Source organism: Nonomuraea sp. NPDC049709, assembly GCF_040674815.1.
Taxonomy (GTDB): Bacteria; Actinomycetota; Actinomycetes; order Streptosporangiales; family Streptosporangiaceae; genus Nonomuraea.
The window spans coordinates 134,798-147,332 of sequence record NZ_JBFANM010000027.1 but is presented as its reverse complement, the minus strand read 5'-3'; the positions used below and the strand labels follow the sequence as shown (position 1 = coordinate 147,332).

Below are 12,535 nucleotides of genomic sequence, written 5' to 3'. Positions count from 1 at the left end.
ACGTCGGCGCTCGGCGCGCCGAGCTGGCCCGCCCGCACGGCCGGCGGCATCGGCCGCCGGGTGTCCAGCCTGCCGGGGTCGGGCACCAGCAGGATCCCGTACGTCGTCTCGTCCGCGAATCGAGCCCCGGCGAAGTGCTCCCGCAGCGCCGACACCGCGCGCTCGGCGGCGTCCCAGGCGTCGCCGGGGAAGGCCGTGGCGAGGTAACCGGGTGTCACCGCCGGCAGCCCGGCCCCGGCCACCGCCTCGGCCACCGACGCACAGCCCGCCCACCCGGACGCGGCCAGCCTCGCCATCTGCTCGTCCTTGAACGACATCGCACCCCCGAGCCGTATCGCCCCGCCCCCTCACCTCACCTTATGGGGCTTCTGTACCAGCGACGATCCGCGTGAAAGGCCGCGCCGGTCGCGTGAGACGCCGGAAGGCGCGACGTGGCACTCAGAGCCGGCCCGATGCGCGAGGCCGCCCGGCACGCAGAACCAGCCGGTCGCAGGAAACCGCCCGTCGCACGGGCCGGCCCGTCGCACCGGTCGCCCCGTCGCAGGAGTCGGCCCGTCTCGTAGGCCAGCCGGTCTCATGAAGTCGGCCGGTCTCATGAAGCCGGCCCCGGCCGACACGTGTCGCCTCCGCTCACCTCCGCTCACCTCCGCTCACCTCCGCTCACCTCGGCTCACCTCCGCGAATCGACGGGCGCGGGCGCCGATCCTCATGTGGCGTTAAGAATGGCCGCTTACCGTGGGCGGCTGTGTTGGTGCGAGATGACGTGGAGACGGAGCGGCGGGTGCGGCCCCGCCGGGTGTGGCGGGTACGGGTGGCCACGGGGCTGGCCGTGCTGTTCGCGGCGGGGACGGCCGTGCGGGCCGGTGGGCTGGAGGCCGGGGCCTTCCTGGTGCCGATGGTCTCCTTCACCCCTTACTTCGCGCTCGCGGCACTGGCCGGGCTGGGGATCGCGGTCGCCGCGCGGAGCCGGGCCGCGATCGCGGTCATGGTCGCGGTGTGCGCCTGCCTCGCCTGGCTCGTGATGCCGCGGGCGGTCGGCGGGGGCGAGGTCCCGGCCGGGGGCCGTCCGCTGCGGGTGCTGACCGCCAACCTGAACGGCGGGCGCGGGGACGCGACGGTGATCGTCGACCTGGTACGCCGGCTGAACGTGGACGTCCTGAGCATCCAGGAGCTGACGTACTCCGCCCGCGACCGGCTGGCGGCGGCCGGGCTGGAGGCGCTGCTGCCGTACCGGATCGGCCGGGCCGACTTCCGCGGCCCGGAGGGCAGCGGCCTGTACGCCCGCCATCCCCTGCGCGAGCGGACCGGCCTGTTCCAGCCGGTCGGGCACCACATGCCGGTGGCCGAGGTGTCGCTGCCCGGCGGCTCGGCCGTGGAGGTGGTGGTCGTGCACCCGGTCGCGCCGGTGCCCTCGACGGTGCCGGAGTGGGCGGCCGGGGTCGCCGCCCTGCCGCCCGCGCCCGCCTCGGGACCGCCCCGGATCCTGGCGGGCGACTTCAACGCGACCCTCGACCACGCGGTGTTCCGGCGGCTGCTGGACACCGGCTACACCGACGCCGCGGCCTCCACCGGTCAGGGCCTGAACCCCACCTGGCCGCAGGGCCGCGCGCTGCCGCCGCTGGTGACCATCGACCACGTGCTGACGGACGCGCGGGCCGGGGCGGTGGACGTGCAGGTGTTCGACGTGCCGGGTTCCGACCACCGCGCCCTCTTCGCCGACCTGCGGGTGAAGTGACGGGGGCCGCTCAGGAGCCTGCGGGAGGAGCAATCGTCTTCCGGCCGGCGGCGGCGCCGCCGTCCACCGCGACCGAGGCGCCGGTCTGGTACGGGAAATGAGAAGGGCCGGTACGGGTGATCTTTTCACGCCATATGATCGTCCCCCACCCTTGTCTCCGGAGGTCCCGCATGACCGAGGCGCATCCCCACCCGCGGATCGACACGTCGGTCCCCCATTCCGCGCGCGTCTACGACTACTGGCTCGGGGGCAAGGACAACTTCGCCGCCGACCGAGCCGTGGCGGAGGCGACGGCGCAGGCCGCGCCCGGCGTCGTGCAGGGGGCGCAGGACAACCGGGCCTTCCTCGGCCGGGCCGTGCGCCATCTCGCCACCCAGGGTGTCACCCAGTTCCTCGATCTCGGGACCGGCATCCCCACCCAGGGCAACACGCACGAGGTCGCCCAGGCCGCGAACCCGGCCGCGCGGGTGGTGTACGTCGACAACGACCCCATCGTGATGATCCACGCCCGCGCGCTGCTGCGGAGCAACCCCGAGGGGCGCACCGCGTACATCGAGGCCGACCTGCGCGACCCGGACTCCATCCTGGGCCACCCCGACCTGCGCGGCACCCTCGACCTCGACCGGCCGGTCGGGCTGATCATCGTGGGCACGCTGATGTTCATCAAGGACCACGAGGACCCCTTCGGCCTGGTCGGCCGGTTCACCTCCGCCCTGGCGCCCGGCAGCTACCTGGCCGTCTCGCACGTCACCGCCGACTTCGCGCCCAAGCAGGTGGGGGCCAGCGCCGACGCGTACAACAGCGACGCCCTGGCCTTCACCCCGCGCACCGCGGAGCAGGTCATGCGGTTCTTCGAGGGGTACGAGCTGGAGGAGCCCGGCCTGGTGCCGGTGTTCGACTGGCGTCCGGACGAGCCGGTGACCCGGGCGGCGGAGGAGGCGGGGGCGTACGGCGCGGTGGGCCGGAAACTCTGACGACCGCACTCCACCGGATTTCCCCGAACGCATAAACGCGCATTTTCCCATTTGATCCACCCATGACCCAGATATAAGACTCCTGCATGAAGTTGTTTAACCGGGAGCGGGAATTTAGGGTCTATGTGCCGGCCGGCATCTTCACTTTCAAGGCCGGAAGGTGGGCGGGGAATTGTCGGGTTTGTTGCGAATGGCGGTTGCGCGGAAAATCGCGGGCGGCGTGGTGTTCGCCTGGGTGGCCATCGCCGTGGCGGCCGTTCTCGCGAGCGGCCCCCTCGACGACGTCCGGATCACCAGCGGCACCTCCATGCTGGCCAGGGACGCCGAGTCGGCCCGCGTGCTCGACCTGCTGGCCAAGCAGTCCGGCCGGGTGGTGCCCGCCCTCGTGATCTACGAGCGGCCCGGGCCGCTCCAGGCGGGCGACCTCGCGGCGGCCCGGCACGACCTGCGGCAGTTCGCCACCGTTCCCGACGTGCTCGGCACCGCGTCCGCGCCGGTCCCCAGCGCCGACGGGCGCGCGCTCCAGGTGACCGTGCTGCTGTCCGGCAAGCCGGGCGTGCTCGTCAGCCCCCTGGTCGAGCGGCTGCGCCAGATCGCCGCGGAGGGCAGCCCGCCGGGGCTGGTCAGCCACGTGAGCGGCGCCGGCGGGGCGGCCGCCGACTACGTCGACTCCTTCCGCCGCGTCGACGGCACGCTCCTGGCGCTGAGCGTGGCCGTGGTGTTCCTGGTCCTGCTCGCCGTCTACCGCAGCCCCGTCCTGTGGGTGATCCCCATGCTCGCCGTGGTGGTGGCCTACCTCGCCTCGGCGGCGGCGGTCTACGCGCTGGCGCGGGCCGGGCTGATGACGCTGCGCGCGGCCACGCCCGAGATCTTCACCGTGCTGGTGTTCGGGGTGGCCACGGACTACGCGCTCCTGCTCGTCGCCCGCTTCCGCGAGCGGCTGCGCGTGACGGCCGATCCGGGGGCGGCGCTGAAGGAGGCGCTGTCCGGAGGCATCCGCACGGTCGTGGCCTCGGCGCTGACGGTGGCGGGCGGCGTCGGCTGCCTCGTGGTGGCCGACACGCACGCGCTGCGCTCGATCGGCGCGGCGGCCGCCGTCGGCATCGTGATCACGATGGTGGTGATGGTGACCCTGCTGCCCGCGCTCATGCTCCTGGGCGGGCGGCGGGCCTTCTGGCCGAACACGCCGCGTCCCGGCCAGGCGCCCCGCGACGGGCTGTGGCAGGGGGTCGCGGGCTTCGTCGGCCAGCGCCCCCGGCTCGCCTGGGCGGGCTCGGCGCTGCTGCTGACCATGCTGTGCATGGGGCTGACCACGCTCGACGCCTCCGGCATCCCGCCGTCCGCCCTGTTCACCATGCGCACCGACTCCGTGGCCGGCTACGACGCGCTGCGCCGCCACTACCCGGCCAGCGCCCCCGTGGTGGTCCTGGCCCGGCAGGACCAGAGCGCCGCGGTGGGGCGGGCGGTGCGCCAGGCGGAGGGGGTCGTGTCGGTGCGCCGGGGGCCGCCCGCGCCGTGGCGCACCTTCGACGTGGTGCTGGCCGCTGAGCCGAACACGCCGGAGGCCCGGCGGCTGGTGGAAGACCTGCGCACGTCCGTACGCGCCGTCGCCGGTGGGGCGGCCCTGCTCGGCGGGTTCACCAGCGAGCTCCTAGACATCAGGACCGCCGCCCTCGACGACGCCTTCCTCGTGGTGCCGCTGATCCTGCTCGTCGTGGGGCTGATCCTGATCGTCCTGCTGCGCTCGCTGGTGGCGCCGCTGCTGCTGATCGGCACGGTGGTGCTGTCGTTCGCGGCCACGCTGGGGCTCTGCTCGGCGTTGTTCACCCAGTTCCTGGGCTATCCCGTCATGGACGCGTCCTTCGCCCTGTACGCGTTCGTCTTCCTCATCGCCTTCGGCATCGACTACAACATCTTCCTGATGGCCCGGGTGCGGGAGGAGTCCCTCCGGCTGGACACCCGCGAGGCCACCCTGCACGCGCTGCGGGCGACCGGCGGGGTGATCACGGCCGCAGGGGTCGTGCTGGCGGCGGCGTTCTTCGTGCTGACCGTGCTGCCGCTGGTGCCGGTCGTGCAGCTCGGGCTGCTGGTGGCGATCGGGGTGGTCATCGACACCGTCGTCGTACGGTCGTTCCTGGTGCCGGCCCTCGCCCACCACATGGGGCGGCTCATCTGGTGGCCAGCGCGTGCAGCTCCTTGAGCTCCTGCCCCAGGAGCCCGAGCAGCTCCCCGGACCTCGACACCCGGGGATCGAACACCGCCGAGAACGACACCGTGTCGCCGACTGGCATGATCACCACCATCCCGGCCAGGCCGGGCGCCAGGCCGGGCACCGCGAACACCTCGCCCCGGGCCGCGAGCTCCTTGGGCAGCGGGATCGCGGTCACGCTGAGCCTCCTGGGCTCGTCCTTCCTGAACAGCGGCGACAGCAACCGCAACATCGGCACGGCCACTGCGGCGGGCAGGCCGTAGAGCCGGCGGGCGGCCTGCCGGGCGTGCCCGATCCGCCTGAGCGTCGTCTGCTCGGTCACCCGCTCCAGCCGGGCCATCGTCGAGGGCTCGTCGCAGGGCATGGCGATGGGCAGGAGCCCGGTGTGGTTGCCCAGCGCGGTGTGCTGCCGATGCCCGCACAACCCGACCGGCAGCGCCACCACCAACTCCCGCCCCCGCCCCTTCCGCCAGCGCCCGCCACCGTCACTCCTGCCGCGCCCCCCGCGACCGGCGCCCCATACACCGCCGCTGTCGCCCCCGCCCCGCCTCCCGACACCATCGCTCCACGAGCCGCCACCGGCACCTCCGCCCGGCGTTCCGGCGCCCTCGCTCCACGCGCCACCGTCACCCTCGCCCCGCAGCCCGGCACCATCGTGCGGGTTCTGCGCGCGGCCGGGCTCGCCACCATCCGACGCGCGGTCGCGCCCCTCCCCGCCCCGCATCCCATACAGCCCGCCACGGGGGCCGACGTCCGGCCGGAGGTCGGGGGGCCAGGCGGTGGGGTTCCAGGCGCGCAAGGCGCCGGCGACGAGGGCGATGCCGATCTGGGCGAGGCTGGCGCCGGTGGCACGGGCGATGTCGTGGAACGGGGCGCTGTCCAGGCTGGTCACCTGCAGCTGGAGGTCCTGACCGCCGCCGGGGCGGGCGGTGAACCAGCGGGGCGAGGCGGCCCCCAGCCGGCCCAGGTCGGCCAGTCCGCGACGGGCCGGTCCCGGCGACCTCCAGTACGTCCCGCCCGCCTCGGGCGGCGGCAACGTCTCCGTCCCCAGCAGGACACGGGTGGCGCCGGCGATGCCCATGCCGTCCTGGAAGACGTGATGCGCCCGGTAGCAGAGCACGTGTCCGGCCCCCTCGTCGTCCCCGTGCAGCACCATCAGGCTCCACAGCGGACGGTCCGGGCTGAGCGGCCGGACCCGCAGGGCGTCCATCACCGCCTGGTGGACGCCGATCCCGGGGGGCAGCCGATGGAACTCGACGTGGTGGGCGGGATCGAACGCGGGATCCGGCTCCCAGCGCGCCCGCCGTCCCCGCCCGGCCAGCCGGTAGGCCAGCGCCGGTGCCCGCACGCGCACCTTCTCGGCGACGTCCGCGCACAGCTGCGCGGGATCCGGCGGGGGCCCCGGACGCCGTACGGCGATGCCGTAGTGCATGCGGGAATCGTGCGCCGCACCCGCGCCGAGCCGGATCACATAATGGTCGCCGAAAGTCAGGGGTATCGCACCGGCGGCGAATTCGCCATTCACGGTCGGCCAGGTTATCTTCCGGCGTACACCGAGTAAAGCAATTTCCGTCCGGCGAGCCGCCGATATATTTGACCCCCAGCGAAAATCACCGGAAGCCGGGGGGCTAATTGTGGAAATTCGACCGGTTGAAGTGCTGTTGTTGGGCTATTTCGGGCTCATGGGGCTCATCGCGGCCGTTTCCCTGGACCGCCTGGCCGGCGGCCCGGCCCTGCTCGCGGGATACGCACTCGCCGCCCTGTTCCTGATCGGCCTCGCCCACGCGGAGCGCCGCCTGCCGGGCGTCAGGGCGGTGTCGCGCATCCGGTTCGCCGGGCCGCTCCTCGTGCTCCCGTTCGCGTACTCCGCCGCCGCCCGCACCGCCCCCGTCCTGCACGGCCGCTTCGTCGACGACGCCGTGCAGGCCTGGGAGCAGGCGGCGTTCGGGATCTCGCCGAACGCCGCGATCAGCGTCCTGGCCAACCCACCGCTGACGGAGCTGCTGACCTTCTGCTATTTCTCCTACTACGCCTGCTTCCTGCTCCCGGTGATCCTCTACGCGCGAGGCCGCCGGCAGCTGGCCGAGCGCTACCTGTTCGCCGCGCTCACCGCGCTGCTGACCTGCTACGCCGGGTTCGTCCTCGTCCCGCTGGCCGGACCGGCCCTGGCGGCGCCGGAGCTGTACGCCGCCCACCGGCCCTCCGGATACGCGATCACCGCCCTGCAGAACCACATCATGGCGGCCTTCGACCCGCCCGGCGCCTGCTTCCCGTCGCCGCACGTGGCGGGCGCCTGGATCACCCTGTTGTGCCTGCGCCGGTTCGTCCCAGCGAACGTCCGCCTCCTCCTGTGCGTGCTGACCGCCGGGCTGACGGTCGCCGTCGTGTACGACTGGTACCACTACTTCTCCGACGTCATCGCCGGCCTGGCGGTGGCGCTGGTCGCGCACGCCGTCACGAAGCGGTACGCGGTGCGGCCAGAGCAGCCAGAGCGGCCTCGAATCCCTGCCTGAGCGTGGTGGCGGGGGCGAAGCCCAGCTCGCGTACGGCGTCGTCCGGCGCGCAGGTCCAGTCGGCGCGGCGCATCTCGCGGGCCTTGTCCCGGTTGAGGGGCGGGACGGTCCCCGCGGCCAGCTCGGCCAGGGCGGCCACGGCCCTCACGACCGGCACCGGCAGCGGCAGCAGCAGGGGGTCGCGGCAGCCGGCCGCGCGGGCGAGGGCGCGGCAGATGTCGGCCCAGTGATAGGCGTGGCCGTCGCTGATCGGGTACGTGCCCCGCCGTGGATCGTCCGGATGCAGGGCGGGGCCGTGGTCGGCGGCGGCGAGCAGCGCGGTGCACAGGTCGTCGACGTAGACCATGCCGTAGCGGCGGGGGCCGTAGCCAGCCTTGACGACCACGCCGAGCCGGACCATGGGCAGGAGGGCAGGCAGCAGCGCGGCCTCCCCCGGGCCGTAGACGATGGCGGGGCGCAGGATGACCGAGGGCACCTGGTGGGCGTGCTCCCTGGCGACCTGCTCGCCCGCCCGCTTGCTGGCCCCGTACAGGGAGATCGCCGGGCCGGCGGCCAGGGAGGAGCAGAGCACCAGGCGCGGGGGGCGGGGTCTGGCGGCGAGTGCGCGTACCAGGTGGGCTACGCCGTCGCGGTTGAGCGCCCAGAACTCGGCGGCGGTGCGCGCCCTGAGCGCGGCGGCCAGGTGGATCACCCGGTCGGCTCCCTCCAGCGCCTCCGGGATGCCCCGGCCGGTGGCCAGGTCTCCGTGGACCACCTCGACGCCCAGCTCGCGCAGCGCCCGCGCGCGCGGGGACGGGCGGGCGAGCGCGGTGACCCGGCCGCCGCGCGCCAGGATCATCCGCGTCAGCCGCCCTCCGACGAAGCCGGTGGCCCCGGTGACCAGGTAACGCCGCCCGCCCGCCCACGCCGCCGACGGGTCCTGCCGCGACAGGCCGTGCCGCGAGCCCGCCCCGCGCGCATCCTCCTGCCGCGAGCCCGTCCCGCGCGCGTCCCCCTGCCGCGAGCCCGCCCCCCGCGCATCCTCCTGCCGCGAGCCCGCACCCAGCGGCTCCCGCGGCTGCGCGGGCGTCACAGGTCGCGGCCGTAGATGCGGTACGTCTTGCTGTGGGTGCAGCCGGCGCTCTCCAGGTACCGGTTCACGGCCGAGTTGTCCTCCAGCGTCCACCCGTGCTCCATCCCGCCGTCGTACCCGCCCGCCCTGACCGCCTCCTGCCCCCGGATGAAGAGGGCGGTCTCGATGCCGCGGCCGGACAGGTGCGGGACGACACCGAACAGGACGCCCCGGACCCGGTCGATCCGGCGCGCGGCCAGGGACAGGCGGACCAGCCCGATCGGCAGGCCGAAGCGGGTCAGGCGGCCCCGGGCGGCGGGCAGGGCCTGGTTGAGGTCGGGCAGCGCGAGGGCGACCGCGACCGGCTCGCCCGCGACCTCGGCGAGCTGGACGAGCCCGGGTTCCATGACCGCGCGCAGCCGGCCCGCGACGGCGGTGAACTCGGCTTCCGTCATCGGGGTGAAGCCCCAGTTGCCCTGCCACGCGCGGTCGAAGACGTGCTTGACCCGCATCATGTCGGCGTGGAAGTCGCCCGGGTCGAGGGATCGTACGGTGAGCTGGTGGCCCCGCTCGGCGTGCCGCGCGATCCGGGCCAGCCGCTCCCCCGGCGCCGCGTTGCCCCCCTCCCACGCCCACAGGTCCTTCGCCTTGGCCAGCCCGCACGACTCCAGCAGCCCCGGATAGTAGGCGGGGTTGTACGGCATCATCACGCTCGGCGGCGTGTCGAACCCGTCGACGAGCACCCCGCACTCCTCGTTCGTGGTGAAGTTGACCGGCCCCAGCATGGTCCGCAGCCCGCGCCCGCGCAGCCACCGGCCGGCGGCGTCCAGCAGCTCGCGCGCGACCGAGGGGTCGTCTACGCAGGCGAACTGGCCGAAGAAGCCGTCGCGCGCCCCGTGGACGTCGTTGTGGCGCGGGTTGTCCACGGCGGCCACCCGCCCTGCCACCCGCCCGCCCCGGCGTACGGTGAACAGCTCGACGTCGCCGTAGGCGAAGAAGGGGTTGCGCCGCCGGTCCAGCAGCCGCCGGCAGTCGCCCCGCAGCGGGGGCACGAAGCAGGGGTCGCGGCCGTGCAGCGTGTACGGCAGCTCGACGAACTCCCGCAGCCGGCGGCGCCCCCGGACCGGTTCGGCCGCCGGGGCCCGCCCGCTAGGTGCCGGACGGGACGAAGACGAGGCTCGCATTGTGGCCCCCGAAGGCGAACGAGTTGGACACGACGGCACCGGGCGCGAGCGGGCGCGGCCGGCGTACCACGTCGATCTCGCACTCGGGATCCTGCACGTCGAGGTTGATGGTGGGGTGGATCAGACGCTCGTGCAGCGTCAGCACGCCCGCCACGGCCTCGATCGCCCCCGCGGCGCCGATCGCGTGGCCGACCACGCTCTTGGTCGAGGTGACCGGCACCTGGCCGGGGCCGAACAGCCGGGCGATCACCTGGGCCTCGGTGACGTCGTTGAGCGGGGTGCCACTGCCGTGGGCGTTCACGTGCGCCACCTCCCCCGGCTCCACGCCCGCGTCGGCCAGCGCCTGGCGGACGCACCGTTCGGCCCCGTCGCCCTTGGGATCGGGCGAGGTCAGGTGGTGTGCGTCGGAGGTGCGGCCGTAGCCGGCCAGCTCGGCGTAGACGCGGGCGCCCCGGCGTACGGCGTCCTCGAGGCGTTCGAGCACGACGAACGCGGCGCCCTCGGCCAGCACGAAGCCGTCGCGGGCGGCGTCGAAGGGCCGCGAGGCCCGCTCCGGCTCGGTCACCCGCTGCGACAGCGCGCCGCAGCGGTGGAAGGCGAGCAGGACGGCCGGTGAGACGCACGCCTCGGTGCCCCCGGCCACCACCAGGTCGGCCGACCCGTCCCTGAGCAGGCGCAGCCCCTCCCCGATCGTGTGGCCGCCGGAGGCGCAGGCCGTCGAGACGGTCAGGCTGGGGCCCAGGATCTGGTGGCGCATGCTGACGAACGCGGCCGACGCGTTGGGCATCTTCCTCGGGATGTAGAGCGCGCCCGGCTGGCCGTCGCCGCCGAGCAGGGCGGCCTCGGTGGTCTCGTTGCCGCCCAGCGCGGTGCCGGTCACGACCGCGCGCCGCTCGGGCAGGACCGCCGGCTCACCGGCGTCGGCCAGCGCGTCGTCGGCCGCGCACACGGCCAGCAGCGTCGCGCGGTCCATCCGGCGCGCCTGCTTGCCCGTGACGTAGGGGGAGGTGTCGAAGTCGGGCACCTGGCAGGCGAAGTCGACCGGCAGGCCGGCGGGGTCGAAGGAGGTGATCGTACGCGCGGTGGAGCGCCCGGCGACCAGGGTGCTCCAGAACGTCCGGAGATCGTTGCCGGCCGGGGTGCGCACGCCCAGGCCGGTGACGGCGACGCGGATCCGCCCGCGCATCAGCCGGCCTGGGCCCCGGCGTGGACCAGGGCTGTCACGTCGGCCAGGGTGCGCGCCTGCTTGGCGGTGTCGAGGTCGACGACGAGCTGGAAGCGGTCCTCGCTCGCCGCGGCCAGCTCGGCCATGTCGAGGCTGTCGGCCTCCAGCTCCTCGCGCAGGTCCGTCTCCGGGGTGATGAGCGCCGGATCCACCGAGAGGATCTTGGCGCAGATGGCGCGGAGCTGGTGGAAGATCTGTTCCTCGGTCATGCGTACGTCCTTGTCGGCTGTCGCTGTCGTGCATCGGGGCTGAGCTGGGGCGTGAGCGCCGCGCGCCGCCGGGCGCGCTCATGCTCGGTCCAGACCAGCGGCGATTACTATACTATTACCGACAGTCACTGTCAGCTACGATCACCCGATGCGGAGTGAGTCGCCGGAATGCTTCGGACAGAGCCGGAAAGTGAATGCCGGGCCGTGCCGGACCCGTTCAGCAAATGCCGGGTCCCGCAGGAGATAGCGGGGCTGGTCGCGCCGGGCGTCTACCCCTTCTACCTGCCGGTCGAGGAGCGGCCGGGCGGCGGGGAGGTGGTGGTGGGCGGCCGCCGCGTGCTGATGGCCGGCTCCAACGACTACCTGGCGCTGTCGGACGATCCGCGGCTGAAGGAAGCCGGCGCGGACGCGCTGCGCCGGTTCGGCGCGGGCAACTCCGGCTCGCGGGTGCTCAACGGCACGCTGGTCCTGCACCAGCGCCTGGAGCAGGAGCTGGCGGAGTTCCTCGGCCACGAGGCGGCGATGGTGGTCTCCACCGGCTACCAGGCCAACCTGTCCCTCGGCGCGTTGTTCGGGCCGCGCGACGTGCTGCTGGCCGACCGGCACATCCACGCCTCGCTCCTCGACGCCGCGCGGCTCGGCCAGGCGCGGCTGCGGCGCTTCCGGCACAACGACATGGCCCAGCTCGGCGCGCTGCTGGAAACCGTCGGCCCGGACGACGGGGTGCTCGTGCTCACCGAGGGCATGTTCTCGGTCGGCGGCGACCTGTGCGACCTGCCGGGCATCGCCAAGCTCGCGGCCCGGCACGGAGCCCGGGTCGTCATCGACAGCGCGCACGACGCGGGCCTGCTGGGCGCCGGCGGCCGGGGCGCCGCCGAGCACTACGGCCTGCAGCCGGCCGTGGACGTGCAGACGGTCACCTTCTCCAAGTGCTTCGGCACGCTCGGCGGAGCCGTCGCCGGGCCCCGGCCCGTCATCGACTATCTGCGGCACAGCGCGCGGGCCGCGCTGTTCTCGGCCTCGCTGCCGCCGGCCTGCACCGCGGCGGCGCTGGCCGCCCTCCACATCATCCGTACGGAGCCCGAGCGCCGCCAGGCGGCCCTGACCGCCGCCGAACGCCTGCGCTCGGGCCTGGTCGCGCTCGGTTTCGCCATCCCGCCGGGCGGCACCCCCACCGTGTCGCTGCAGGTGGGAGACGCCCTGGAGTGCGGCCGGTTCTGGGCCGGGCTGCTGGACGAGGGGGTCTTCGGCAACGTCATGCTGCCGCCGGGCGTGCCCGAGGGCAAGGCGCTGATCCGGCTGAGCGTCACCGCCGCCCACACCGGCGCGCAGGTGGACCGGGTGCTGGGCGCGGTGGCCGCCGTCGCCGGCCGGCTGGGCACGCTCACCCGGCACTGACCGCACGCGTCCCGACCCGCCCTCCGGCAGGGCCGGC

11 protein-coding genes are annotated in these 12,535 nt (G+C 74.2%); 5 read left to right on the top strand and 6 right to left on the bottom strand.

The window, feature by feature from the left end; genetic code table 11:
- Positions 1-317 (bottom strand): hypothetical protein (locus AB0J69_RS27165; protein WP_364122632.1); only part of this gene is annotated, 317 nt, incomplete at its 3' end.
- Between the two features lie 428 nt (positions 318-745).
- Here AB0J69_RS27165 and AB0J69_RS27160 point away from each other — a divergent pair.
- From AB0J69_RS27160 to AB0J69_RS27150, 3 genes are all read left to right on the top strand, one after another.
- A complete protein-coding gene (locus AB0J69_RS27160; protein WP_364122630.1) occupies positions 746-1,735 on the top strand; it encodes an endonuclease/exonuclease/phosphatase family protein in 990 nt (329 codons plus the stop codon).
- Positions 1,736-1,905: 170 nt separating this feature from the next.
- On the top strand, positions 1,906-2,709 hold the full coding sequence (locus tag AB0J69_RS27155; protein ID WP_364122628.1) for an SAM-dependent methyltransferase: 804 nt from the start codon (positions 1,906-1,908) through the stop codon (positions 2,707-2,709).
- Between the two features lie 190 nt (positions 2,710-2,899).
- Positions 2,900-4,909: an MMPL family transporter gene (locus tag AB0J69_RS27150; RefSeq protein WP_364122626.1), complete on the top strand. Its 2,010-nt coding sequence runs from the start codon at positions 2,900-2,902 to the stop codon at positions 4,907-4,909.
- Here the strand turns inward: AB0J69_RS27150 and AB0J69_RS27145 are convergent.
- Positions 4,878-6,350 carry a wax ester/triacylglycerol synthase domain-containing protein gene (locus tag AB0J69_RS27145; RefSeq protein WP_364122625.1) on the bottom strand — a complete coding sequence of 491 codons (1,473 nt, stop codon included), beginning with the start codon at positions 6,348-6,350 and terminating at the stop codon, positions 4,878-4,880. The two genes, AB0J69_RS27150 and AB0J69_RS27145, sit on opposite strands and share 32 nt — an antisense overlap.
- A gap of 223 nt (positions 6,351-6,573) precedes the next feature.
- On the opposite strand from AB0J69_RS27145, the gene AB0J69_RS27140 reads away from it, so the two are divergent.
- Positions 6,574-7,431 (top strand): phosphatase PAP2 family protein, encoded by an 858-nt coding sequence (locus AB0J69_RS27140; protein ID WP_364122623.1) that lies wholly within the window; start codon positions 6,574-6,576, stop codon positions 7,429-7,431.
- Here the strand turns inward: AB0J69_RS27140 and AB0J69_RS27135 are convergent.
- From AB0J69_RS27135 to AB0J69_RS27120, 4 genes are read right to left on the bottom strand one after another with little or no spacing between them, the layout of a single operon-like run.
- Entirely contained in the window at positions 7,373-8,503 is a 1,131-nt protein-coding gene (locus tag AB0J69_RS27135; protein WP_364122621.1) for an NAD(P)-dependent oxidoreductase, read from the bottom strand. The genes AB0J69_RS27140 and AB0J69_RS27135 overlap by 59 nt on opposite strands.
- A complete protein-coding gene (locus AB0J69_RS27130; RefSeq protein ID WP_364122619.1) occupies positions 8,500-9,666 on the bottom strand; it encodes a hypothetical protein in 1,167 nt (388 codons plus the stop codon). The genes AB0J69_RS27135 and AB0J69_RS27130 overlap by 4 nt, the downstream gene beginning before the upstream one ends.
- Positions 9,632-10,852: a beta-ketoacyl-[acyl-carrier-protein] synthase family protein gene (locus tag AB0J69_RS27125; protein ID WP_364122617.1), complete on the bottom strand. Its 1,221-nt coding sequence runs from the start codon at positions 10,850-10,852 to the stop codon at positions 9,632-9,634. Before AB0J69_RS27125 ends, AB0J69_RS27130 begins: the two co-directional genes overlap by 35 nt.
- Positions 10,852-11,100 carry an acyl carrier protein gene (locus tag AB0J69_RS27120; RefSeq protein ID WP_364122615.1) on the bottom strand — a complete coding sequence of 83 codons (249 nt, stop codon included), beginning with the start codon at positions 11,098-11,100 and terminating at the stop codon, positions 10,852-10,854. Before AB0J69_RS27120 ends, AB0J69_RS27125 begins: the two co-directional genes overlap by 1 nt.
- A gap of 204 nt (positions 11,101-11,304) precedes the next feature.
- Here AB0J69_RS27120 and AB0J69_RS27115 point away from each other — a divergent pair, with 204 nt between their 5' ends.
- The gene (locus tag AB0J69_RS27115) at positions 11,305-12,498 is read left to right on the top strand and encodes an aminotransferase class I/II-fold pyridoxal phosphate-dependent enzyme (protein WP_364122613.1); all 1,194 of its coding nucleotides are present in this window, start codon (positions 11,305-11,307) and stop codon (positions 12,496-12,498) included.
- Positions 12,499-12,535 lie beyond the last annotated feature (37 nt).